This is a genomic window from Brumimicrobium mesophilum, from assembly GCF_003025005.1.
GTDB lineage: Bacteria > Bacteroidota > Bacteroidia > Flavobacteriales_D > Crocinitomicaceae > Brumimicrobium > Brumimicrobium mesophilum.
On sequence record NZ_PVSS01000012.1, the window covers coordinates 25,957 to 50,388 of the forward strand.

Consider the following 24,432-nt stretch of genomic DNA (forward strand, 5'->3'; position numbering starts at 1 on the left):
TGAGTCCCTTTTTTAGGGCATTTTCGATTGTTCCCTTCAACGAGGCTCAGTCAACGTATGGCTCTTCAGTGACTCAATGTGTTGAAGGTACCAACTATTTTATCAATCAATTCATATCTATCGTTTCACCATCGTAATAACTACAGTTGCTTTGTGAAATTTCGGAAACCACGTTCCTGGTTCAAATTTGAATTCATTCACATGATTAATTGCTTTTAACTTTGCTGGAGTACTATTAGTAGTTGTTTCACTGCTCAAAACTTTAGTAGATGAAACATTTCCGAGTGCATCGACAGTGATATCAATTGTAATTGTTCCGTTCAAATGTCCATTAATTTCAAATTTGAAATCGGATTTCATTTTACGGTTGTCCTTCACTACATCACCACTTATTTGGCTAAATGCCGCGGTGGAACACAATAATAGAAGGAATAATAGTGATGTTAAATTTTTCATGAGTTCAAGTTAAGAAATTTTACTCCAATTGGGCTTAGCTTTCAATTGTCTTTTTAATTCTGTTCTTAATCCGCGGTGTTTTCCAAGGCGAACTTTCGGGTCTTCTTTAAGAATTGCCCTAGCAGTATCTCGAGCGGCACTCACCAATTGACCATCCTTTGCTAAATCAGCTAAGTTGAGATTCATAATTCCACTTTGTTGTGTTCCCATAATGTCTCCCGGACCACGAATTTCTAAATCGACCTCCGCTATTTTGAATCCGTCATTGGTAGAAACCATGGTTTGAATTCGTTTTTTACCTTCTTGAGAAAGTTTCTCTCCTGTCATTAAAATACAATAGGACTTTTCAGCTCCACGTCCAACTCGTCCACGTAATTGATGCAATTGCGAAAGCCCAAATCTTTCGGAGCTTTCAATAATCATTACGGAAGCATTTGGAACGTTAACACCTACTTCGATTACGGTAGTGGCAACCATAATGTGCGTGTTTCCCGCAGCAAATTGGTCCATTTCAAATGCTTTATCGTCTGGTTTCATTTGACCATGAACAATGCTGATTTGGTAATTTGGACGAGGAAATGTTCTAGAAATGGCTTCGTATCCTTCCATTAAATTTTTGTAATCCATGGTTTCAGATTCCTGAATTAAGGGATAAACTATATAAACTTGTCTGCCTAAACCAATTTCATTTTTAATTAAATCGAAAACCCTTAGTCTACTCTTTTCAAAAAAATGCATTGTATTGATTGGTTTCCTACCAGGTGGGAGTTCGTCGATTACAGAAACATCCAAATCTCCATAAAATGTCATGGCCAAAGTTCGTGGTATGGGAGTGGCAGTCATTATTAATATATGTGGAGGTTTAGTATTTTTCTTCCATAATCTCGCACGTTGAGCAACTCCAAAACGGTGTTGTTCGTCAATGACTACCAAACCAAGATTTTTGAATTTCACCGTAGGTTCAAGTAAGGCATGTGTACCTATTAAAATATCTATATCACCAGACTCAAGTTCTTGAAACAAACCTACTCGATCCTTCTTTTTGACTGAACCGGTCAAAAGTGCGACTTTGACATCGAGAGGAGCCATTAATTCTTCTATTGTTTTGAAATGTTGCTGTGCAAGTATTTCTGTAGGAGCCATCAAAGCAGATTGATACCCATTTCCTATTCCAAAAAGCATACTTAAGAGTGCAACTAAAGTTTTACCACTACCAACGTCTCCTTGTAATAGGCGATTCATATGAACACCTTTGCGCAAATCCTTTCTTATTTCTTTCACAACTCGTTTTTGAGCATCGGTAAGTTCGAAAGGTATATGGTTTTTATAGAATTCATCAAAATATTTACCTGTTTGTCCAAATGCAAAACCCTCTGATTTTTCAATGTTGGCGTTTTTTCGCAAAAGCAATTCCAATTGAAGAAACAAAAGCTCTTCAAATTTAATTCTCATCTGTGCTTTTTGGATATCCTCTGCTGTTTTTGGAATATGAATTAAATGGTAAGCTTCATCTCTAGAAATGAGTCGGTATTCGTCGATGATTTCTTGTGGTAAAATCTCTGTAATTTTCCCGCGGCTAGAGGTCGCCAATTGATAAGTTAACTTTTCAATTCCATTAGAATGTAACCCTTTTTTGGTGAGTTTTTCTGTACTGTTATAAATAGGTTGCAATCCTTTTTCATGAGCTACTTGTTCAAATGGAGTGATTTCTGGATGCGCAATATTCCATTTTGGACCAAACCTAGCAGGCTTACCATAAACTCTGAAAAGTACACCAGGTTTTAATTTATCTTTGATCCATTTTGCACCTTTAAACCACACCAAGTCTATTGTACCCGATGAATCTTGAAAAGTTGCCTGCAAACGTTTTCCTCTTCCAGTTCCGATTTCTCTTACTCCTGTAATTGTGCCTTTCAACTGAATAGATTGTCCTTCATAACCAGGAATATCAACTATTCTGGCATAATTAGATCTGTTTACATAACGAAAAGGGAAGTAGTTGAGTAAATCCCACATTTTGTCTATGCCCGCTTCCGATCTGAGGATTTTTCCTCTTTCTGTTCCAACACCTTTTAGGTATTCAATAGGAGTAATATTGAAGTGTTCCATATCCCCAGTTTAGTCAGTTATGGATTGATTTTCTTAATAAGAATAGGCAAATTTGTTTTGTCATTGTACACAAATAGTAACATTCCTTTTTGCAGGTCTGATTTAAGAATTTTTATGTCAGCAAGGTTTTTATTCGATTTGAATAAAGTCCTTCCTTGGATATCGTAGACAATTATTTCACCAATGTTTTCAGTCATTACTTTAAAATACCCATTGCTTTCTTCAACTTTAAAAAATGGTGGAGTAGTTGATTTGTCAATATTTGATAATTCAGGGTTATGGAGAAGATAAGTGTCAGTAGTGGCTTGCTGTAAAGTGTCAATTCCACCCGCAATCATCCAATTTCCTCCACCTAGTTTTGCTATTCCCCTTAAGTCCATAGCTTGAGTTTGAGCACTGAAATAGTTATTTTGTGATTTGTTTTCTAGATCTAATTCAAAGGTTCTCATGTTTGGGACAACAGGCTTGTTGGAATAATATGTTATAGCGTCAAAATTATAAGCTTCCTTTGATCCACCTATCCAAAAAATTGTTTTGTCATGCGCAGAACAAGCGCTTCGGTAAAGTGGTTCTCCATTGTTAGAATTTACAATTGACCACTCAATTTGTGTTGGGTCATTTTTATCAATAACTCCTTTTCGCAAAATATTGTTAGCTAAGAATGTTGGGGTATCTCTGACTCCTCCGAGGTAATAAATGGTGTCTCCCAAAATGTAACCAGAAGCACCAAAACTTTTGAAATTAGAATTGTTTGGCGTTGGACTACCCATCATCCAATAGTTTAATTCTGGATTGTAGATTTGTACATCAGGTATATTTCCTGTATTGCTCCATCCAGTAATTATGTAAATTAAGCTATCACGCCAAACGGCTTGCACATGGTCGTCAATTGGAATAGGAATTGGTGAGCCATCTGCTTCAAAAACATCAGTTTGTGGATTGTAAATATGTACTTTATTTGAACTCGTTTCTGTGCCATTAATTTGGACATGATATCCACCAATTAAATAGATTTTGCCATTAACATAACTTGCTCCACTAGCTAATTTTCCTGTCGAATCTGGGACTCCATCCATTTCTGACCAAATATCCTGACTAACATCGTATTTAAAAACACGTTTATGAATTTCAGATTGGGTCAAACTACCGGTAATTCCTCCGAAACTATACATGAATTTATTGTTACCCACAACAGCTTCAACCACGGCGTTGTTTGAAGTGGCAAATGGCAGAGGTGCCACTTTAGTCCAAGTCCAATCACCTTGTGCTATTCCCAGAGAGGAAACAGTGATAAATATGAGGACAATTAGCATTTGTTTCATGTTACGAATTTAGTGATTTTAGATGATAGAGCTGTTCAAACGACCCAAGAACTTCAACGTAATTTAATTTGAAAAATTATAGAAGACATTATCAAAGCATCCTTTTTCTTTCATTAACTTCCGATTATGGTTAACTTTGTTAGATAAATAAATTCAATTTATATGAAAAAAGTTGGTGTTAATGGTTTTGGTAGAATAGGAAGGTATTTTACACGAATGAGTTTAAAACAATCTGAAATATCAGTTGCTGTAGTAAATGATTTGGCAGATATTAATACGCTAGCCCATTTATTAAAGTACGACTCTGTTCACCGACAAATAGACGAAGCCTTTAAGGTTGTTGACGACACCATAGTTTTTGAAAATGGAAATAAGATAATCTTTACACAATTTCGAGATCCTAAGGAAATACCGTGGGAAAAGTATGGAGTTGAATTAGTTTTAGAATCGACTGGACTTTTTAGAACTGAAGAATTAGCTTCATCTCATTTTGAGGGTGGTGCTAAAAAAGTTATAATTAGTGCTCCTGGACAAGGAGAGAATGTAAAATCAGTAGTTTTAGGGGTTAATGATGATATTTTGAACGGTGAGGATACTTTAATAAGTAATGCATCTTGCACAACGAATTCGGCAGCTCCAATGGTAATGTTGTTCTCAAAAATGTGCAAAATCCAAAGTGCATACATTACTACTGTTCACAGTTATACCTCAGATCAACGTTTACATGATGCACCACATAAAGACTTGAGAAGGGCACGTGCAGCAGCCGAATCAATTGTTCCTACAACAACTGGTGCAGCTAAGGCCTTAACTAAAATATTTCCTGAATTGGAAGGGCATATCGGAGGATGTGGAATTCGTGTTCCAGTTCCTGATGGGTCTTTGACCGATTTAACACTAACAGTAGATGGGAAAGTTCCTACAGTAGAGGAAATTAATGCAGAATTCAAAAGAGCAAGTGAGAATGAATTGAAAGGGATTTTGGCTTATACAGACGAACCATTGGTTTCTTCTGATATAATTGGAAACCCTAATAGTTGTGTATTTGATAGCCAATTGACTTCCGTTGTTGGAAATTTAGTGAAACTCGTTGGTTGGTATGACAATGAAGCTGGATATTCTAATCGATTAATCGATTTAATTAAAACACTTTAGGTTTGGGATTAGAAATTGAAAGAAAATTCCTGGTTGATAAGTTAAAGTGGGAAAAAGCTAAGCCAGAAAATGGCTTGAAAGTTATTCAAGGATATATATTAAAGTCAGTTGAGAAAACCGTTCGCGTAAGAACAAAAGGGAATCAAGGATTTATTACTATCAAAGGAAAAACAAAAGGAATTTCAAGATCTGAGTTTGAGTACACTATTCCGTATGAAGAGGCGGTGAAAATGCTAGAAGAATTCTGCGGTGATAAAATTATTAAGACACGCTATGAACTTACCTTTGGTAAGTTTGTTTGGGAAGTGGATGAATTTGAATCACCAAAGACAGGTTTAATTTTAGCTGAGATTGAACTCTCTAATGAAAGCGAACATTTTTTGTGTCCAGATTGGTTAGGTAAAGAGGTTTCAGGTCAATCAGAATACTATAACGCAAACATGATTTAACATTGTCTTAAAGCATAAAATAATTCTAAATTTTTTGAATTAAGATGGAGGGAGTATGAGCTTTATTACAGAGTAAATAATTGTTATGTTAACTCCTGTTGGATATGAAAAAATTCATTTAACTTTGCGAATTAATTTTAAAAAAATAGTTTCTAATCGTAAGCTCGATTAAGTTAGGCATACGATTAGAAGTTAAGTTGTAACGATTTGAAATATAAGGTATTAATCATTAATAGTTTGATGTTATGAAGCCAAGAGGTATTTTTATTTTATTATCAATTATAGTTGTAGGAACAGTAGCTGCAATTTATCCATTTTGGAATAATGTGATTTGGTTTATGGTCTTGTTTGGACCGTTAATCGTAATTGGTTATTTTGACATGTTTCAAAAGGGTCACAGTATCAGAAGAAATTTCCCAGTAATAGGAAATATTCGGTATTTATTAGAGTCTATTCGTCCAGAAATCATGCAATATTTCGTGGAAAACGATACCGATGGTAGACCAATTAATCGTCTTGATCGTTCCTTGATCTATCAACGTGCAAAGAAAGTAAATGATACTGCTCCATTTGGAACACAATTGAACGTTTACGATATTGGTTATGAATGGATGGATCATTCAATTTACGCTAAAAACCGTAAAGAAATTGATCATGATCCTAGGGTAATGATTGGTGGTCCGGATTGTCTTCAACCCTACGCAGCAAGTTTGATGAACATTTCAGCAATGAGTTTTGGTTCTTTAAGTATGAATGCTGTACTGGCCATGAATAAAGGTGCTAAAATTGGTGGATTCGCTCAAAACACAGGTGAAGGTGGAATTAGTCCTTATCATTTGCAATATGGTGGAGATTTAATCTGGCAAGTTGGAACAGGTTACTTTGGCTGTAGAGATAAAAAAGGGAATTTTAATCCAGTAACATTTAAGGAAAATGCGAACATTCCTAATGTGAAAATGATTGAGTTAAAAATTTCTCAAGGAGCTAAACCAGGACATGGTGGACTTTTACCAGCATCCAAAAATACTGAAGAAATTGCTGCAATTCGTCACATTGAACCAAACACAACAGTACACTCTCCTAATACGCATTCGGCTTTTACAAACGCAACTGAATTGTTGTATTTCATTAAAGAAATGAGAGATCTTGCAAATGGAAAGCCAGTAGGATTTAAAATGTGTATCGGAAAGCAAATTGAATTTACAGATATTTGCGAGGCTATGATTGAAACAGGGATTAAACCTGATTTCATTACTATTGATGGAGGTGAAGGAGGAACTGGTGCTGCACCTGTTGAGTTTTCTAACGCTATTGGTATTCCTTTGAGAGACGGGTTAGCTTATGCTGTTAATACATTACGCGGTTATGATTTGAAGAAGGACATCAGTGTAGTGGCATCTGGAAAAGTATTCTCAAGTTTTGATATCGCTAGATTAATAGCTATTGGAGCCGATACGGTTTCATGTGCCCGTGCAATGATGTTGGCTACGGGATGTATTCAAGCGTTATTATGCCATAAAAACACTTGTCCAGTTGGTGTTGCAACGCAAGATAAGAGTTTAATGCGTGGATTAGATGTTGAAGATAAATCTCAACGTGTGGCAAACTTTCATTCACAAACTGTCTATAGTTTTATTGAGCTTATGGCAGCAAGTGGTGTCACAACTCCACAAGGATTAAAGCGTGTTCATATCAATCGCCGTGTTGAAATGGATATCATTAGAAAATATAGTGAAATTTATCCTTTAACTGAAGTTGGTTCTTTATTGAGAAAAGAAGAATTCGAAGCGGTGCACTAGTATAAAAAGTTTAGAATTGATAAAGGGACGCCTAATTGGTGTCCCTTTTTTCATTCTTTATACATAGGCTTTTTAGCCAAATTAGTTCAGAAGTATTTAATCTTTCAATCTATCTTTTACGAATTCAACCTTCGTTTTACCATGTGGTTTGGCATTGCCATTTTCATCCAAGCTAACCATAACAATTCGGTCAACAGTGATAATGGTCTTTCTAGTCATTTTATTTCGAACCTCGCATTTTAGTGTCAATGAAGCATTGCCAAATTTAATTACTTCAATACCTATTTCAATAATGTCTCCTTGATGAGCAGAACTTTGGAAGTCAATTTCACTAATAAATTTTGTGACTGTTTTTGAGTTTTCTAATTGTATAATTGAGTATAATGCGGCTTCTTCATCAATCCATTCTAATAATCGACCTCCAAATAAAGTACCATTCGGATTTAAATCTTCAGGTTTAACCCATTTTCTTGTGTGAAATCTCATAACTGCTAATTTTATTTATTTGAAACTATTGTGTCTTTCTTTTCTGATTCTTCATCATTAGAATTATCAGCTGTATTCAATATTAAACTATCTTGAATTTGACCATAAATTTCGATCAGCTTTCCATGTTGCATTGCATAGTAATCCATAGAATGAATATATCTCATACTATCTACATTGTACTTTTTGAAAATTGGATCTATAGCCCTGGGTAAAGATTCCGAATATAAATTTGCGTTATTTTGCTGATGTTTGAAATAGGATTCAACAATCATAACTTCATGTAAAATCATAGTAAATGTATCTTGAGGAATTAGATCTTTTGGTGCTTCCTTTTTATCTAACTGATAAGAGCAAGCTCCAAAAAGAAGGACCAATGAACCGATTAAAAGATACTTTAGATTTTTCATTAGTCAAATCTATTGAAAGTAAGACGTTTTCCTGTGCTTTGGTCAATAATTTTATCGTTATCGAACACCAGGTTGCCATTTACGAAAGTCTTTTCAATTTGATGACTAAATGTAATTCCTTCAAAAGGAGACCAACCACAATCGTATAAAATATTTTCTTTTGATACGGTTGTAGATTTGTTGGGATTAATAATTACTAAGTCTGCGAAATAGCCTTCACGAATAAAACCTCTATTTTCAACTCCAAAAAGAATCGAAGGAGCATGGGCTGTTTTTTCAATTACTCTCTCCTTGCTGATTATACCTTGTTTAGCTTTCTCAAAAAGTGCAAGTAAAGCGTGTTGAACTAAAGGGCCTCCAGAGGGAGCAGAGAAATATTCATTGTTTTTTTCTTCTCTAGTATGAGGAGCATGGTCTGTTGCAATTACATCGATTCTATTGTCCAAAACAGCTTGCCAAATCGCATCACGATCAGATTTCTTTTTTACAGCAGGATTCCATTTGATCAAAGTTCCTTTTTGGTCATAATCTTCTTCAGAAAACCAAAGGTGATGAACGCAAGCTTCTGCTGTGATTCTTTTTTGTGCTAATGGAGTTGTATTTTCGAACAAAGACAATTCTTTTTCTGTAGAAATGTGTAAGACATGTAACCTAGCATTGTGCTTTTTTGCCAAGGAAACTGCCAAAGAAGAAGAAAGGTAACAAGCCTCGGCACTTCTTATTTCTGGATGATATTTAATTGGAACAGCCTCACCGTATTTTTCACGGTAAATCTCCATATTTCTTCTAACCGTTGTTTCGTCTTCGCAATGCGTTGCAATAAGCATCGGTACTTCGCTAAATATTTTATTTAATGTTGTTGGAGCATCTACAAGCATATTTCCTGTACTTGAACCCATGAATACTTTTACACCACAAACGTTTTTAGGGTCAGTCTTTAAAACCTCCTCGATGTTATCGTTAGAAGCGCCCATAAAAAAGCTGTAATTTGCAATACTTGAATTGGCAGCGATGGCATATTTATCAGCTAACAATTCTTGAGTTAAAGCATTGGGAACCGTATTCGGCATCTCCATGAAAGAAGTGATCCCACCTGCTACTGCAGCACGGCTTTCTGTAAGTATATTTCCTTTATGAGTTAAACCTGGTTCTCTAAAATGAACTTGGTCATCTATACTTCCTGGAACCAAATATTTTCCTTCGCAATTTATTTCAGTTGCTGTAGGATCTGAAATAGAAGTTGCTATTTTCTCAATTATATCATTGTTAATTAGAACATCCTTAACTGCTGATGTTCCTTCGTTGATAAGCGTTGCTTGTTTTAATAGATATCTCATAATTTCATTCCTCTCATTTTCCAGACGCCAAATAACGCCTCCTTAAAAATCCCTGTACTCATTTTAGATGTACCTCTTTGCCTATCTATAAAGGTTATAGGGACTTCTTCAATTCCTAATTTATGTTTACGTACTCCATATTTCATGCATATTTGAAATGCATATCCCTTGAATGGAATAATGTCGTAATTTACTTTTTGTAAAGCCTCTTTTGTATAGCATTTGAAACCTGCTGTGGTGTCCTTTATGCCTATCCACAAAATCATTCTAACATAAATAGATGCAAAATATGACATCAAGACCCTCATTATTGGCCAATTCGTTATTTTTCCTCCTTTGCAATAGCGTGAACCAATTGAAAGATGAATTCCTTCTTTTGAACAAGCTTTGTATAGTCTTATTAAATCTTCAGGATTATGTGAAAAGTCAGCATCCATTTCGAATATATAATTGTAATCCGTTTTTAAACACCAATCAAATCCAGCTTTGTAAGCTGTTCCTAATCCATTTTTCTCTGGACGCTGTAATAAGAAGAGGCGTGTTGGGAATTCTTTTTGAAGATCAATAATTTTTTGAGCAGTTCCATCAGGTGAATTATCATCTACAATAAGTAAATGAAATTCTTTTTCATAGCTAAACACCTTACGAATCATTCGTTCAATGTTTTCTATTTCATTATATGTTGGAATTATTATTATGCTATCAGACACGTCTCAAAATCTTATAATTCGCTAATATAATTTAAAATTTTTTGACCGATGTTTTTAATCAGTTAATTCTTTAAAGATTTATGCGAATCCCTCAGAATATTAAGCGGAAGAGAAAGTTGGTTTGCAAATAGTATATTCTGATTATTCCTAAGATTAGAATTGTTCCAATAGGGAGTGGTTTTAACTTTGGTTATTCATTTAGTTCTTGTTCTATATCTTCTAGAACATTATAAATGAGATCGAATTCATATCCTTTGCTAATTAAAAATCGTTGCACCTTTATTTTAATTTCGAAGTTCGTACCTCTTTTGGTTTTCCATTTTTGAAGCGCCAAAGAATGTATCATATCTAAATATTCCTTTTGGTCAATTTCTTTTAAAGCATCCTGAATAATTCTTGCTGAAATTCTTTTTTGTTTTAGATGGGCTACAATTTTATTCTTGCCCCATTTTTTTATGCGGTGTTTTCCAGATACAAAACTATCTGCAAATCTTTGTTCGTCTAGAAATTGATAAGAGATGAGGTGGGAAAGTAAAGCATTGGTGTCCTCATCATCTAATCCGTAATCTCTAAGTTTGTTGTAAACTTCGTGATGACAACGATCTTGATAAGCACACCAAGCTTCAATTTTGTTTTTAGCTTCTAAAAAGGAATATTTATCCTCTCCTGCCATGTTATAATTTTACAATTTGACCCTCTTTGTCTTTGAAAGCATATTGCAATAAATGGAAATTAGTAACTCCTGTAACTTTAATCCACTTTTTATATTTTAAGAACCACTTTACTTGTTTCGAAAGTAGGCCTATTTTGAAATGAGATTCAATATATGGGTGAACCTCCAATGAAATGTCTTTAACTTTCCTGTCTTCTAATAAATAAGTAAGGTTGTTTTCCACTTCATCTGCAAATAAAATACTTGCTGTAATTTCTCCAGTACCATCACAAACTGGGCATTTTTCTGATGTTTCAATGTCTGTTTCTGGTCGAACGCGCTGACGTGTTATTTCAATAACACCAAAACGAGATGGAGGCAAGATGTTGTGTTTTGCACGATCAGGCTTCATAAACTCCTTCATTTTTTCAAATAGAGCTTTGTTATTTTCCTTTTCATGCATATCGATAAAATCGACAGCAACAATACCACCCATATCTCTCAATTGGAGTACACGAGCTAATTCTTCAGCAGCTTCAAGATTAGTTGCAAGTGCGTTACTTTCTTGCCCCTTAGGATCTTTTCTGTTACCACTGTTTACGTCCACCACGTGCATGGCTTCAGTGTGTTCAATAATCAAATATCCACCACTAGGTAAAGGAACTTTCTTTCCAAATAGTGTTTTGATTTGTTTGTTAATTCCAAACTTTTCAAAGATATCTAATTTACCATTGTATCGCTTCAAAATACTTTCTTTGTCAGGAGCAATTGAGGCAACGTAGAGTTTCATTTTGTCATACAAATCATCATCATTCACATGGATGTTAGTAAAGTCTGAGTTCAATAAATCTCTTAATAATGATGATGCTTTATTGATTTCGCCTAGAATTCTTCTTGGAGGTTTAGAATTTATTAAATTACCATGTAATTTATTCCATTTCTCTAAAAGGTCTTTTAGGTCTTGATCAATTTGTTCAATCTTTTTGTTTTTCGCCACTGTACGAATAATCACTCCAAAATTCTTTGGTTTGATATTCTTCATAAGTTCGCGCAGACGCTCACGTTCTTCTGGGTCTTTTAATTTCTGAGAAATTGAGACCTTATTTGAAAACGGAACGAGTACTAAATACCGACCAGCTAATGTTACTTCAGCACTTAATCGAGGTCCTTTGCTTGAAATAGGTTCTTTTGCTATTTGAACCATTACATGTTGAGAGGAAGAAACCACATCAGTGATTTTTCCATCCTTTGCAATATCCTCTTCAGTTTTGAAGTATAAAAGATCGGCTACGTTTTGTTTTCCTTGCAACGTATGTTGGGTAAACTTATTGAGCGACAGATACTGTGGACCTAAATCCAAGTAATGCAAAAAAGCATCTTTTTCGTATCCTACATCGACAAAACACGCGTTAAGACTAGGAACTACTTTTCTAACTTTACCATGGTATACATCACCAACAGCAAAGTCCGTCTGTTCACTTTCTTCGTGTAATTCAATAAGCTTTCCGTCTTTTAGTAGTGCAAGCCAAACACTCCCTTTACGGGAATCAACTACTAATTCGTAATTCACGGAAGCCGTTTTTAAGTTTATATAATGCAAATAACTTAGCAATCAATTGCCAAGTTATTTGCGAATTTGTCTTTGTTCTTAATCAGAGAAACTCAAATTGACTTGAGTTCTTTTCCTGAAAAGAAACATGTTAAAGAAGAAATCTATTTTTTCTTCTTGTGACGGTTTTTTCTTAAACGCTTCTTTCTTTTGTGCGTTGACATTTTATGTCTCTTTTTCTTTTTACCACTTGGCATAACTATATGTTTTAAGTATTAATATTCTTTTAATAATCAGTGTTTCAAAAAAAACACTCCTGCCTTTTTAGGGAAACAGGAGCGCAAAGATATAAATAACTTTTATAAGTCCCAACATGGAGACAGATTTTCGATTATTTTACTTTAACATTTGATTTTACTTCTTCTACAAATGTCTTAGCAGGCTTGAATGATGGTATGTTATGTGCAGGGATAATTATTGTCGTATTCTTTGAAATGTTACGACCTGTTTTTTCTGCTCTTTCCTTAACGATGAAGCTACCAAAACCTCTTAAGTATACATTCTCTCCGTTCGTTAGAGACTTCTTTACAGTTTCCATAAAAGATTCAACAGTCTTTTGAACTTCGTTTTTCTCTAGTCCAATTTCTTCAGCAATTTCCGCTACAATATCAGCTTTTGTCATAATTTATTATTTTTTAACTTTTAACAACCTAATGATTTCCAGCTACAAAGGTACTTAGCTTATTCCTTTTATCTTTGTCTTTTTAACTTTTTATTTGAAAATTTATTTAAATGCATCATTTTTCCCCATCAATTCAGGTTTGGTATCGACAAAACTATAGAAAACTTCCTTGGAGGGAGACTAGAAATGCTTATAAAATATGGCTCTCTGAGGTTATTATGCAACAAACTAGGGTAAATCAAGGTATTTCTTACTATAAAAAATTTGTTGAACATTATCCTGACGTAAGTAAACTAGCGGCTGCAGAGGAACAAGAAGTGCTGAGATTATGGCAAGGTTTAGGTTATTATAGTAGAGCCAGGAATTTGCATTTTGCTGCTCAACAGGTTGTAAATGAGTTTAATGGTGTTTTTCCTGATAATTTTAAAGATATTAAAAGTTTAAAGGGAGTAGGGGATTACACCGCTTCGGCAATTGCCTCTTTTGCATTTGATTTACCATATGCTGTTCTAGACGGAAATGCTTTTCGTGTACTTTCGCGTTATTTTAATGATGATACTCCTATAGATACAGGTCAAGGAGCTAAAATTTTCAAAGCATACGCGGATGATGTATTGAATAAAGAAGATCCTGCCGAATTTAATCAGGCAATTATGGAAATAGGGGCTATGGTGTGCAAGCCTAAGAATCCAGATTGCGAAAATTGTCCCTTGGCTGATACTTGTTTAGCTTTTAATGAAGGTGTTCCAACAAGTCTTCCAGTTAAATCAAAAAAGGTTAAAGTTACTACCCGCCATTTTCATTATTTTATTTTTCCCTCTCAAGAAATTCAACTTATTAAAAGAGAAGGAAAAGGTATATGGCAAAATATGTATGAATTTCCTGTGCTTGAACTAGAAGGCAAAAAATTAAAGAGTGAAATCAAAACATTAGTCCAAAAGAAATTTCGTGTAAATCTGCTCAAGAAGATTTCTGAGGAAAAGCATATATTAACGCATCAACATATTAATGCTACGTTTTGGGAAGTTGATGAAAGGTTGAAAGATGGAGGAATAGTAAAAGTTGATTTGGAAACAATTAATGATTTGCCATTGCCAAGGTTGATTGAAAGATTTTTGGAGGAGAATGTAGGACTGTTTATGGAGTGATGTACTTGCCCTGATTTGTCGTAATTCAAACCTAGTTCAAGGACGATTAGTGCAAATACTAGCCATAATAACTAACTATTCAAAGTACCTATTGCGCTCTTCAATTTTGAATTAAGACTAATGATTGTGTTAGTGGAGTGGTTTTCTTCTTTTATATACTCAAAAGAACAATTTTTATGATTTTGACAACCTTAGTCAGAATAAGAACGTTTTTGTAATGATGTTTTGTCATACAATTTGGTGAGAAAACATTATTTAATACTACAATTAATAACGATTAGCTATAGATAAAACTAAAGCTATTTAAAATCAATTCTTATGAAAAAGTTACTACTCTTAAAATTTCTAATACTTTTTTCTCTAATTTCGTCTGCACAATGCCTGGAAACTTTAACCTTTGGTGGGATGCACACCCTTGGGCAGAAGTCTGACGGGACTCTCTGGGGTTGGGGGGCGGCTGCTTATGGAAATTTGGAAACCATAACAATTGTTGAACCTAATCCAATCCAAGTAGGTACAGAGACTGATTGGGATGTTGTAAAAGCTGGGAAATTGAACACTTTTGCTATTAAAGATGGCACACTTTGGGGGGCTGGAAGTAATCAATATGGATCTTTAGGGGTGAATTCTGCTACACAGCAATTTCATTCATTTCAGCAAGTGGGAACCGCTACAAACTGGATGGATGTTTATCCAAATTCTGATTTTACTCTGGCGATAAAAACTGATGGAACGTTGTGGGCTTGGGGTCGTAACGATTACAATCAGATGGGTAATTCACCAAATACGGCTGATCAATTATTTCCTATTCAGATAGGTTCGGATACCGATTGGGTAAGTGCTGCAGGATTTCACAGAACTTCTTTTGCATTAAAATCGAATGGTACTATTTGGGGGTGGGGATCTAATATTTCTTCAGTCATTGAAGCCAGCAGCAGCACTAACTTAGTTCTCGAGCCAACCCAAATAGGTACAACAACCGATTGGGTTAAAATGAGTATTGGATTACAACATGTATTGGCGCAAAAATCCGATGGTACTTTGTGGTCATGGGGAGGAGGAGCTGGTTTAGGTGTTGGAGGTTCGCCCACTGAAACCAATACCCCTCAACAAATTTCTACAGATAAATGGTCATGGTTTTCTGCTGGCGGAAATACATCTTATGCGATTAAGGAAGATGGTACTTTATGGGTTTGGGGAATAAATTCTTTTGGACGATTAGGGGATGGAACTGATATAAATAGATTTGTACCTTATCAAATTGGAACAGAAAACAATTGGGAAACTGTAAATGCTGGCTTTGCAAATGCTATTATGGCTACCAAATCAGACGGTACAATTTGGTATTGGGGAGGAAGAAATCAATATGGAGAATATGGAAATGGTGAAAGTTTTGGTGCAACTTTTATTCTTTCTCCGGTCATGACCGATGGTATTTGTGTTGATCTAACTGAATTAGGGTTAGATGGAAATGAAAAAGTGGATGAGATTTTTAGCGTTTTTCCGAATCCAGCTAAAGACATTATTACGGTTCAATACGAATTGTCTTCTTCCGATGCAGAGTTAGAGATTTATGATATTTCAGGAAGAAGTATTATTAATCAGAGTTTGCGAAATTACGAAGGTGAAACTAAAATTAATACGAGTAGATTTCATTCAGGGGTTTATGTCATAGTTTTTAAGCGAAGCAATGGTGGTGTTTGGCAACAAAAGATAGTGATTGAATAAGATTTAATTGTTTAGAATATAGCAAAATGAGATGCTTAATATTCATTCTAGAATTTTTAGTTTTAGCATGCCCTGATAATATTTTTTCATTTGAGAGCAGAAACGATATTCAGCACGACAAACTTATTGATTCAGAGAAAGCTAATCTTTAGAGTCTTTTTCGAAGGTTTAGTTTTTTTAGGGATTGTTGTACTGAAAGTGAAATATTAAATATTAAGAAAATTCCTAAATTACGTAAATAAAAACCAGTTCATCATTTGAAAAATGCCATTTTCATACTAAGTTTCATTATTGGCACATTAGTGCTTGCTCAAGATTCTGATTCGACTAATTTTCAAAAACAACAGTATTACGATTTAGTGAATTATGTACCGATAAATCTAAAACCTGACTCAATTCATGATCTAGAGAGTAAATTGCCTTATTCCACGTTAAATTCAATAGGAGTGATCCAAGCTTATAGTGGATATAGAGAGGAGCTTGAATTATCCGAACATGACAGGCAATGGTTGGACAAACGAATTAGTCAAATTGCAACAGCTCTCTATCAAGAGGGAAAAAGAATTTTAATTAGCCCAGTTGGAGGTTATTCTGGTTGTCCAGATGAAATGATAGATACACTTTACTTAAATAATATAAAGATTATTGATTTAAAATTCTGCCACACGTGTACTGACGCCTCCAGAATCTCAAGATTTATCAAGATATTTAACGATAGGATGTATACGTTGATGAATATTGAGCCCCCTGATAGAAAAACAATATTGTTCTTTGGCAATTATCAAGGACGGAATAAGGACCGTTTTAAAATGAAATTGATTTTAAATGAGGACAGAACATTCCAATTTTCAGCAAACAAACGAAAGAGTTCATTTTTTTCAGAAGGGTTATGGAATAACAAAAATGATACGCTGATGTTAATATCTCGAAATCTGTCTGAAAATGAGAAGATAAATTTTGCATTGGCTAATAAAAGTTGGCTAAAATTTAATGATTTGAAGTTCCTTTTGGTAAAAGGTAGGTTGATTGAATTGAATGGCGGAAGTTGGAAATTAAGACAAACCTATATCGCGCTTTAGGTTGAATGTAATTCATTAAAATACCTCATTATTTTTAGATGTAAAAATTTAGATTCAATTTTAGGGGCTATTGAACTATCTTTCCAATTTACAAATCCACAATAAATAAAGCGTTCCATTGCAATTCAACCCTAATTTATACATTATTAAATTTTTACGAATATTGTATGTATATTTAAGTGAATATTTTTTTACTTTTGCATTATGGCAGGAAGCGTAAACAAAGTTATATTAATTGGTAATTTAGGGAAAGATCCCGAGATTAGAACTTTAGAAAATGGGACGAAATTAGCTCGTTTTCCTATGGCTACATCCGAAAGTTATAATGATAGAACAACTGGTGAGCGTGTGAATATTACGGATTGGCACAATATCGTAGTTTGGAGAGGCCTTGCCGAAGTTGTAGAAAAGTATGTAACGAAAGGTCAAAAAGTTTATGTTGAAGGGAAGTTGAAAACCCGATCGTGGCAAGATGAAGCCGGTGCTACAAAATATACTACAGAAGTTGTTGCAGATAATATGACAATGTTGTCAGGTAAAAATGAAAATGCAAACAGTCCAAGCCAACCTGATTTCAATACTGGAAATACACCAGAAAAACCTAAGCCGATGAGCGGAGGATTGTCTGAAGATGATGATGACGATTTACCATTTTAAAGCATAAGTTTAATGGACGATACAGACCCCTTCAGTTTTATTCTACTTTCTATTTCCTCATCCGACTTTGGGGTGAATTTTTGGATTTCAATATTAGTTCTTATTTTATTGTTGGCCGCATCAGCATTGGTCTCTGGTTCAGAGGTTGCTTTCTTTTCTTTGTCGCCAGAAGACAAAGAAGGGATTCGAGAGTCGAATATTCCAAGTTCTGAAACCTCATTAAGATTGTTGAATAATCCCAGAGAATTGTTGGCCACTATATTGATCGTGAATAATTTCGTGAATGTTGCTATCGTTATTATAGCGAGTTATATATTTGCTCAAATTTATCCTGTTAACCCTGATTTTGTAGGTGTTGATTATCTGAGGACTACAATTGAAATTGGGGGAATTACATTTGTATTGTTGTTGATTGGAGAAGTAATTCCTAAAGTTTATGCCAACAAGAATAGTTTGCAACTTGTGAAATTGATGTCGTCTCCTTTGAATACATTAGGTAAAATACCACCTTTTTCTTGGTTACGAATTTTCCTAGTGAATGGAACAGATGTTATTTTAAAATATGCACGAAAGCGTCAAATTGATGTTTCAACTGATGATTTAGAGAACGCAATAGCTTTAACACGTGAGGAACATACGACAGCAGATGAACACCGAATTTTAGAAGGAATTGTGAATTTTGGAAATACTGATGTGCGCCAAGTTATGCGCTCTAGGGTTGACACGATTGCGGTCAATGAAGAGAATTCTTACGAACAACTGATGCAGGTGATTCTTAATTCAGGATACTCTAGGATTCCAGTTTTTAGAGGAACTTTTGATAATGTTACAGGAATTCTATTCGTTAAAGATTTGTTGAAGCACTTGAATGCACCTTCTGATTTTGCATGGAATCAAATTATTCGTCAACCGTTTTTTGTTCCAGAGAATAAAAAGATTGATGATTTGCTAAAAGAATTTCAGGAGAAGAAGATGCATATGGCTGTTGTAGTTGATGAGTATGGAGGTTCTTCAGGAGTAGTAACCTTAGAAGATGTGCTTGAGGAAATAATTGGTGAAATTACTGATGAATTTGATGATGAAGATATTGTTTACACCAAAATAGACGAATCAACTTATCTTTTTGAAGGTAAAACTTCGTTGGTAGATATGTATAAAGTTTTGGAAATTGATGGTAAAGCTTTTGAAGAAGAAAAAGGTGAATCGGATTCAATTAGTGGTTTTCTAGTTGAACAATCTGGTAGAATTTTGAATAACAACGAAAAATATATTTTTGAAAACTTCAAATTTGTAGTTGAATCTTCCGATAAGAAAAGGGTGAAGATGGTTAAAATCATTAAATTGTAAAGTGGTATGTTGAAGAATTTTGGTTTTGCTTTATTGGGGTTAATATTACTTGCTTCATGCAATGATCAAGAAACTTATGTTCCAAAACCTTCTACGTTCTTAGAATTGAATTTGCCAGAGCGTACCTATGAAAAGTACATTGACAGCTGTGGATACGCTTTCAATAAACCAAGTTATTTTGAAGTAAAAGATGTTTCGGGTTCTACTTGCAACAGAGATATTGAATTGTCAACATTGAATGGTATGCTTCATTTAAGTAGATTAGATATGGATACAAGTTTAAGCGCTTATGTGAATTACTCAATAGATAAGGTAGGTGAACATAAAGTTATGGCTACGGCAATTCTTGATACTTCTTTTATTAGAAATGAAGCTAAAGTTTTTGGAACTTTGTTTGAATTACAAGGTAATGTTGCTTCTCCTTTTCAGTTTTATCTAACAGATAGTACTTCTCGTTTTTTAAGTGGAGTAGTGTACTTTAATTCACGACCTAATTATGATTCTATTCTTCCAACTTTGGAATTTGTAAAGCATGATCTTTATGAATTCATGAATACATTGGAGTGGGATTAGGGATTGCGATTTGCTAGCGCGCTAACCTTTTGCAGTCACCATCAAAATTATCAATTTCATTGAGATAAGCTTAAACTGAATTATCCGCACCCATCTCATAACTTACTTTCATCCTATGATTGCAAAACGAATGAATCTCATCTATATGAGGTACGACTTATCTTAGTGGGCCAATAATTTACTATATTTAATTCATAGGTCCATTTTCGAAGTATTTTACCCTAAGCCCCGACGAATACGGAAATTTTACTGTAATTGATTGCATGTTGATAACATAGGGAAAGCGACTCTGGAAGCTCTTTCTTCTGCCAGAATCAATATAGCAATTCAATAAGGTAAATTGGAGGAGTAGGCGGAAATAGGCTCCCCCCAAAAAAAAGAAGCTAATCCACTAGATTATTCTACTGTAAAACTTTTCTACTCTCATAAATGTCTTTTTTTATACAAAAAAAGAGGAAGGTTTCCCTTCCTCTTTAAAATTCGAATGTTGAATTAGTTCGAAAATTCTACCAAATGATTTCATAAGGCAATCTCGCCTGGATACCTGACATCTGTTCAATTTGTTTAATGCGTGAATACATTTCAGTCAACTCCTCGGGGATTACGGTTGTGTTAGTTGTATTTCCGTTTTCTCCCTCAAAGGATTCAAGTAATTCTATCCATGCTTCTGTTTCAACTTTAGGATAATAGCGAACTAATGGTTCTTTTATGCCAGCCTCCTTTGCAGCGTAGGCAATGGCGTCTTTAATTCCGCCAATTGTATCAATTAATCCAACACGTAGAGCATCTTTTCCTGTCCAAACACGACCTCTTGCAACAGTATTTACTTGTTCAACAGTCATGCCTCTTCCTTCGGCTACTACATTTAGGAATGAAGAGTAAATGTGATCCACTTCGTTTTGAACTAAACTTCTTTCTTTATCTGTTAGCTTTTGGTTTGTACTTAAAACCGCATGTTTATTTGTGCTCACTCTATCAAATGATAATCCCAATTTGTTTTCCAGCATTTTCCCAGTGAAAGGAATTACACCAAAAACACCTATTGAACCGGTAATTGTTGTCTCTTCTGCGAATATTTTACTTGCTGGAGCTGCAATGTAATAACCTCCTGATGCAGCAACGTCTCCCATAGAAACAATTACTTTTTTCTTTTCATTGGCCAATTTTACTTCTCTCCAAATTTCATCACTTGCTAAAGCACTTCCTCCAGGAGAATTGATTCTGAAAACGATTGTTTTAATATCATCATCTTTTCTAGCGTCTTTAAGAAGTTTAGTGATATTTTTACTTGCCAAGCCTTCACCTTCAACAATTACAGCTCCTTCAGCAATAATTACTGCAACATTTGCTTTTTTTACATGTGCCATGTTTTGATTGTCTTCGAATTTCTTTTGAGCATATTTTTCAAAACTTTTCAAGATGAGGTCTTCCGTTTTTTCTACTTTAATTTTATCTGCTATAAGTTGAATCACTTCATCTCTGTATTTTAAACCATCAAGCAGTTTGTATTCTACTGCGTGTTCAACTCTTCTAACCAGGCTGCTGTCTGCAATTCTTTCTAATTCAGTCATCGAAATTTTTCTGTCATTACTAATATTTGTTTTAACTGCCAACCAAATATTGTCGAGGTAAGTTTGTAATTGTAATCTGCTAGAATCGCTCATCTCAGTTAAGAAATAAGGTTCAACAGCGCTTTTAAAGTCGTTGTTTGAACCTCTGATTACTTGCATTTCTAAATCAAGTTTATCAAACATTCCTTTGTAGAACATTAATTCTGCTCCTAAACCTAAGAATTCAAACATTGTGGAGTGAAAACCATAATTTTCACTTGCTGCCGATGCTATGTAATATTGTTTTAAACTTACAACTTCTCCACTGTGATAAGCTACAACAAATTTACCAGATTCTTTTTCAAATCTTTTGATTGCATTTCTTATTTCGGTTGCTGCGCTATAACCACAGTTTGCGCCGTTCAACTCAATAAAGACTCCTTTTATTCTATCGTCCTTGGCAGCTTTTTCAAATCCAAATATTAAATCTGCCAAACCTGTTTTATTGACGATACCAAAACTAGAATAACTAAGGTCATTTTTGCTAATTTCTCCAATTTGTCCATTTAGTTGAAGATGTAGGATTGTTTTGTCTTCAACTGTATAAACAGGTTTGCTATTCATTAATGAGCCAATTGCTCCCATAAAAAGCACAGTTATTAACACCAGAATAAGGATTCCAGATATTAAACTTGGCCAGAATATGCGCCAGAATGAAACTTTTTTGTTTGTCATAATTTACTTTTATTTGTAATATAATTTATTGCGTTGAACATTTGTACTTTACAAAGTACAAAAAATGATATTCAATTTCCAAATCAAAAGGTATAAGTGGAATGGTTTTGATTTGGTAGGTTAAGAAAATGAGTAAAATGGTAAAAGAGAATATTGTTGTTTTAAGTATTGGGAGTAATATAGGTGATAGAAAAAACAATTTAAGAGAAGCTATTTTAGAGTTAGAAAGGGTTTTCGATTGTAATGTTAAATCTTCATCAATATATCAAACTGAACCATGGGGTTTTGATTCAAATAATTTGTTTTTGAATTGTTGTGTTTCCTTTAGCACTAATTTGGCTCCTCATAGGGTTTTAGAATTAACGCAATTGATTGAATTGAAACTAGGAAGAGTTAAAAAAAGTAAAAATAATTTTTACGAATCACGGGTTATTGATCTTGATATTTTATATTATAATGATCTGATTTTAGATACTGAAAGACTGAAAATTCCTCATCCGTTAATTTACGATAGGTTGTTTGTTGTCAAGCCTTTAGCTGAGTTATTACCTGTCTTTATTGATCCTTTAAAGGGTGTAACCACAAAGCATTTACTTATGATTTGTAACGTTGAAAATAAGGTCGTATTGTATGAGGATTAAACATTAACATTAAAATTATTACTATAAACTACTTTTTTGTGGTGGAAATAATTATTATTATTGCAAACAATTACAAGGAAAGAAATAAAAATTATGATAATGAAGAAAAAAGGAATCAAAAGTATAGCATTTGTTGCTGCAGCTGGTTTAATGGCGACAAGCTGTGATATAGTTAGAGATGTGGAATATACTGTTGTTCCCTCTCCGCTTGAAATGCACAATGATAGTGTTAAAGTGAGAATAGACGTTATGGTACCTGAAAAAGGGATTAAGAAAAACGCTTATGCTGAAATCGTTCCTATGTTGGGTGATAAACCACTTAAACCAGTAACTATTGTTGGAGAAAAAGCTACTGCCAATGGAGCAGTGATTCCTTATAAGCCGGGAGGGAAAGTAGTCTATGAAGATATAGTTGCTTATACTCCAGATCTTGAGGTTTCTGAATTGAAATTGACAGGTGAAGTTTTCAAAAAAGGAAAAGCAAAAGGTTATATTGATGAAGGAAAGATTGCTGATGCAACTATTATCACTCCTTACTTGGTTGATAAAGATTTCCGCGTTATCATGGCAAAAGATGCATTCAAGAGAGTTACTCAAGAAAAGCAAATTGCTGAAATTAACTACTTAAAAGGTAGTCCAGTTGTTCGTTCTGGTGAAAAAGTTGATCAAGACATGAAAGATCTTGAAGCATTCATGATTAGAGCACAGAAAAATCCAAAGATTAAAATTAATGCTATAAACATTACGGCATTTGCTTCTATCGAGGGTGAAGAAACTAAAAATAATACACTTTCAGAAAATCGTGCTAAGTCGGCAAAGGAAACGACTATGGAAATGGCAGCTAAGAAGAATGTAGCTAACGAAGCAGGTCAAAAAGACGCTAGTTATTCTACAGTTGGAAAAGGAGAGGATTTCGAAGGTTTCAAAAAAGCTTTAAAGGCATCTGAAATGGATGAAGGTGATAAAGACCGTATCTTAAGAATTCTTGAAATGCAACAAACTGCTTCTTCTCGTGAGCAAGCAATTCGTGATTTAAGTACATATTTATACTTAGACAAAAATATCTTCCCAGCACAACGTCGTTCTGAAATTGTTGTAGATTTCGATTTGACAGGATACACTGATGAAGAATTAACTGCACTTTCAAAATCTAACATCGATACAATGACTGTTGAAGAAGTTCTTTTTACAGCAACATTGACTGATGATATGAACGAAAAATTACGTTTATATAAAGAAGCTGAGCGTATGTTCCCTGAAGATTACCGTGGAGCAAACAACGTTGGTGGAGTTTACTACATGCAAAACAAAATGGCTGAAGCAAAAACTCAGTTTGAAAAAGCAAATGCTATTGAGGAGAATATTATCTCTAAAAATAACTTAGCTGCAATTGCTGGAGCTAAAGGTGAGCGTCAAAAAGCTAAAGATCTTTTAGGTGAAGCAAATGGAGCTGGTGATGAAGTATCTTACAACAAAGGTATTTTAGCTATCCAAGATGGTAAATATGATGCTGCTGTTTCTAACTTCGGAAGTGAAGATACTTACAACAAAGCATTAGCTCAATTGTTAAATAAAAACGATAGTGGTGCAAAAACTACAATCGAAAACTCTGAAGAGGCTAAAACTGCTAAAGGTTATTACTTGAAAGCAATCATCGCTTCTCGTCAAGACAATATCGCAGAAGTAAACAAAAACTTAAGCGCTGCAATTGCTCAAGATTCTTCTCTTAAAGCTAAAGCTGCTAGAGACCGTGAGTTTATTGATTACCATGAAAACGCAGCATTTATGGCTGTAGTTAAATAGTAAAACGCAATATTTATTTTGAAAAAGGTTCATCGTAAGATGAGCCTTTTTTTTG

General features: G+C 34.4%; 22 protein-coding genes. 11 read left to right on the forward strand and 11 right to left on the reverse strand.

The window, feature by feature from the left end; translation table 11 throughout:
* Positions 1 to 117 precede the first annotated feature (117 nt).
* The 3 genes from C6368_RS12695 to C6368_RS12705 are packed head-to-tail and all read right to left on the reverse strand — an operon-like array spanning position 118 to position 3,887.
* The gene (locus tag C6368_RS12695; RefSeq protein ID WP_107039597.1) at positions 118 to 456 is read right to left on the reverse strand and encodes an energy transducer TonB; all 339 of its coding nucleotides are present in this window, start codon (positions 454 to 456) and stop codon (positions 118 to 120) included.
* A gap of 9 nt (positions 457 to 465) precedes the next feature.
* Positions 466 to 2,565 carry an ATP-dependent DNA helicase RecG gene (gene recG / locus C6368_RS12700; RefSeq protein ID WP_107039598.1) on the reverse strand — a complete coding sequence of 700 codons (2,100 nt, stop codon included), beginning with the start codon at positions 2,563 to 2,565 and terminating at the stop codon, positions 466 to 468.
* 17 nt (positions 2,566 to 2,582) lie between these two features.
* Positions 2,583 to 3,887 (reverse strand): Kelch repeat-containing protein, encoded by a 1,305-nt coding sequence (locus C6368_RS12705; protein ID WP_107039599.1) that lies wholly within the window; start codon positions 3,885 to 3,887, stop codon positions 2,583 to 2,585.
* 162 nt (positions 3,888 to 4,049) lie between these two features.
* Between C6368_RS12705 and gap the strand changes: the two genes are divergently transcribed.
* The 3 genes from gap (at position 4,050) to C6368_RS12720 (ending at position 7,290) form a co-directional block, all read left to right on the forward strand.
* Positions 4,050 to 5,042, forward strand: coding sequence for a type I glyceraldehyde-3-phosphate dehydrogenase (gene gap, locus C6368_RS12710; RefSeq protein WP_107039600.1), 993 nt, complete (start codon positions 4,050 to 4,052; stop codon positions 5,040 to 5,042).
* Positions 5,043 to 5,044: 2 nt separating this feature from the next.
* Positions 5,045 to 5,491, forward strand: a complete 447-nt coding sequence (locus C6368_RS12715; protein WP_107039601.1) for a CYTH domain-containing protein — start codon at positions 5,045 to 5,047, stop codon at positions 5,489 to 5,491.
* Positions 5,492 to 5,736: 245 nt separating this feature from the next.
* Positions 5,737 to 7,290 carry an FMN-binding glutamate synthase family protein gene (locus C6368_RS12720; protein ID WP_107039602.1) on the forward strand — a complete coding sequence of 518 codons (1,554 nt, stop codon included), beginning with the start codon at positions 5,737 to 5,739 and terminating at the stop codon, positions 7,288 to 7,290.
* A gap of 96 nt (positions 7,291 to 7,386) precedes the next feature.
* On the opposite strand, the gene C6368_RS12725 is transcribed toward C6368_RS12720, so the two are convergent.
* From C6368_RS12725 to C6368_RS12755, 7 genes are all read right to left on the reverse strand, one after another.
* Positions 7,387 to 7,776, reverse strand: coding sequence for an acyl-CoA thioesterase (locus C6368_RS12725; protein WP_107039603.1), 390 nt, complete (start codon positions 7,774 to 7,776; stop codon positions 7,387 to 7,389).
* 11 nt (positions 7,777 to 7,787) lie between these two features.
* Positions 7,788 to 8,186: a DUF4296 domain-containing protein gene (locus tag C6368_RS12730; RefSeq protein ID WP_107039604.1), complete on the reverse strand. Its 399-nt coding sequence runs from the start codon at positions 8,184 to 8,186 to the stop codon at positions 7,788 to 7,790.
* Positions 8,186 to 9,526, reverse strand: coding sequence for a dihydroorotase (locus C6368_RS12735; RefSeq protein ID WP_199851642.1), 1,341 nt, complete (start codon positions 9,524 to 9,526; stop codon positions 8,186 to 8,188). The genes C6368_RS12730 and C6368_RS12735 overlap by 1 nt, the downstream gene beginning before the upstream one ends.
* A complete protein-coding gene (locus C6368_RS12740; protein ID WP_107039606.1) occupies positions 9,520 to 10,233 on the reverse strand; it encodes a polyprenol monophosphomannose synthase in 714 nt (237 codons plus the stop codon). The genes C6368_RS12735 and C6368_RS12740 overlap by 7 nt, the downstream gene beginning before the upstream one ends.
* Before the next feature lie 190 nt (positions 10,234 to 10,423).
* Positions 10,424 to 10,906: a regulatory protein RecX gene (locus tag C6368_RS12745; protein WP_107039607.1), complete on the reverse strand. Its 483-nt coding sequence runs from the start codon at positions 10,904 to 10,906 to the stop codon at positions 10,424 to 10,426.
* Between the two features lies 1 nt (position 10,907).
* Positions 10,908 to 12,455: an Rne/Rng family ribonuclease gene (locus tag C6368_RS12750; protein WP_107039608.1), complete on the reverse strand. Its 1,548-nt coding sequence runs from the start codon at positions 12,453 to 12,455 to the stop codon at positions 10,908 to 10,910.
* 370 nt (positions 12,456 to 12,825) lie between these two features.
* A complete protein-coding gene (locus C6368_RS12755) occupies positions 12,826 to 13,116 on the reverse strand; it encodes an HU family DNA-binding protein (protein ID WP_107039609.1) in 291 nt (96 codons plus the stop codon).
* 110 nt (positions 13,117 to 13,226) lie between these two features.
* Between C6368_RS12755 and mutY the strand changes: the two genes are divergently transcribed.
* The 6 genes from mutY (at position 13,227) to gldD (ending at position 19,648) form a co-directional block, all read left to right on the forward strand.
* The gene (mutY, locus tag C6368_RS12760; RefSeq protein WP_107039610.1) at positions 13,227 to 14,264 is read left to right on the forward strand and encodes an A/G-specific adenine glycosylase; all 1,038 of its coding nucleotides are present in this window, start codon (positions 13,227 to 13,229) and stop codon (positions 14,262 to 14,264) included.
* A 318-nt stretch (positions 14,265 to 14,582) separates the two neighbouring features.
* Entirely contained in the window at positions 14,583 to 15,992 is a 1,410-nt protein-coding gene (locus C6368_RS12765; RefSeq protein WP_107039611.1) for a T9SS type A sorting domain-containing protein, read from the forward strand.
* Positions 15,993 to 16,249: 257 nt separating this feature from the next.
* Positions 16,250 to 17,071 (forward strand): hypothetical protein, encoded by an 822-nt coding sequence (locus C6368_RS12770; protein WP_159038588.1) that lies wholly within the window; start codon positions 16,250 to 16,252, stop codon positions 17,069 to 17,071.
* A gap of 204 nt (positions 17,072 to 17,275) precedes the next feature.
* On the forward strand, positions 17,276 to 17,728 hold the full coding sequence (locus tag C6368_RS12775; RefSeq protein WP_107039613.1) for a single-stranded DNA-binding protein: 453 nt from the start codon (positions 17,276 to 17,278) through the stop codon (positions 17,726 to 17,728).
* Between the two features lie 12 nt (positions 17,729 to 17,740).
* The gene (gene gldE, locus C6368_RS12780) at positions 17,741 to 19,075 is read left to right on the forward strand and encodes a gliding motility-associated protein GldE (RefSeq protein WP_107039614.1); all 1,335 of its coding nucleotides are present in this window, start codon (positions 17,741 to 17,743) and stop codon (positions 19,073 to 19,075) included.
* Between the two features lie 6 nt (positions 19,076 to 19,081).
* Positions 19,082 to 19,648 (forward strand): gliding motility lipoprotein GldD, encoded by a 567-nt coding sequence (gldD, locus tag C6368_RS12785; protein WP_107039615.1) that lies wholly within the window; start codon positions 19,082 to 19,084, stop codon positions 19,646 to 19,648.
* Positions 19,649 to 20,154: 506 nt separating this feature from the next.
* On the opposite strand, the gene sppA is transcribed toward gldD, so the two are convergent.
* Positions 20,155 to 21,933, reverse strand: a complete 1,779-nt coding sequence (gene sppA / locus C6368_RS12790) for a signal peptide peptidase SppA (protein ID WP_107039616.1) — start codon at positions 21,931 to 21,933, stop codon at positions 20,155 to 20,157.
* Between the two features lie 137 nt (positions 21,934 to 22,070).
* Here sppA and folK point away from each other — a divergent pair, with 137 nt between their 5' ends.
* On the forward strand, positions 22,071 to 22,574 hold the full coding sequence (gene folK, locus C6368_RS12795; protein ID WP_107039691.1) for a 2-amino-4-hydroxy-6-hydroxymethyldihydropteridine diphosphokinase: 504 nt from the start codon (positions 22,071 to 22,073) through the stop codon (positions 22,572 to 22,574).
* A gap of 99 nt (positions 22,575 to 22,673) precedes the next feature.
* The gene (locus C6368_RS12800) at positions 22,674 to 24,377 is read left to right on the forward strand and encodes a tetratricopeptide repeat protein (protein ID WP_159038589.1); all 1,704 of its coding nucleotides are present in this window, start codon (positions 22,674 to 22,676) and stop codon (positions 24,375 to 24,377) included.
* The last annotated feature ends 55 nt before the right edge of the window (positions 24,378 to 24,432 follow it).

Coding starts and splice junctions, on each gene's coding strand:
- C6368_RS12695 (WP_107039597.1), bottom strand. CDS start 456: ATGAAAAATTTAACATCACTATTATTCCTTCTATTATTGTGTTCCACC.
- recG (WP_107039598.1), bottom strand. CDS start 2,565: ATGGAACACTTCAATATTACTCCTATTGAATACCTAAAAGGTGTTGGA.
- C6368_RS12705 (WP_107039599.1), bottom strand. CDS start 3,887: ATGAAACAAATGCTAATTGTCCTCATATTTATCACTGTTTCCTCTCTG.
- gap (WP_107039600.1), top strand. CDS start 4,050: ATGAAAAAAGTTGGTGTTAATGGTTTTGGTAGAATAGGAAGGTATTTT.
- C6368_RS12720 (WP_107039602.1), top strand. CDS start 5,737: ATGAAGCCAAGAGGTATTTTTATTTTATTATCAATTATAGTTGTAGGA.
- C6368_RS12725 (WP_107039603.1), bottom strand. CDS start 7,776: ATGAGATTTCACACAAGAAAATGGGTTAAACCTGAAGATTTAAATCCG.
- C6368_RS12730 (WP_107039604.1), bottom strand. CDS start 8,186: ATGAAAAATCTAAAGTATCTTTTAATCGGTTCATTGGTCCTTCTTTTT.
- C6368_RS12745 (WP_107039607.1), bottom strand. CDS start 10,906: ATGGCAGGAGAGGATAAATATTCCTTTTTAGAAGCTAAAAACAAAATT.
- C6368_RS12755 (WP_107039609.1), bottom strand. CDS start 13,116: ATGACAAAAGCTGATATTGTAGCGGAAATTGCTGAAGAAATTGGACTA.
- mutY (WP_107039610.1), top strand. CDS start 13,227: ATGCATCATTTTTCCCCATCAATTCAGGTTTGGTATCGACAAAACTAT.
- C6368_RS12765 (WP_107039611.1), top strand. CDS start 14,583: ATGAAAAAGTTACTACTCTTAAAATTTCTAATACTTTTTTCTCTAATT.
- C6368_RS12775 (WP_107039613.1), top strand. CDS start 17,276: ATGGCAGGAAGCGTAAACAAAGTTATATTAATTGGTAATTTAGGGAAA.
- gldE (WP_107039614.1), top strand. CDS start 17,741: ATGGACGATACAGACCCCTTCAGTTTTATTCTACTTTCTATTTCCTCA.
- gldD (WP_107039615.1), top strand. CDS start 19,082: ATGTTGAAGAATTTTGGTTTTGCTTTATTGGGGTTAATATTACTTGCT.
- sppA (WP_107039616.1), bottom strand. CDS start 21,933: ATGACAAACAAAAAAGTTTCATTCTGGCGCATATTCTGGCCAAGTTTA.
- folK (WP_107039691.1), top strand. CDS start 22,071: ATGGTAAAAGAGAATATTGTTGTTTTAAGTATTGGGAGTAATATAGGT.
- C6368_RS12800 (WP_159038589.1), top strand. CDS start 22,674: ATGAAGAAAAAAGGAATCAAAAGTATAGCATTTGTTGCTGCAGCTGGT.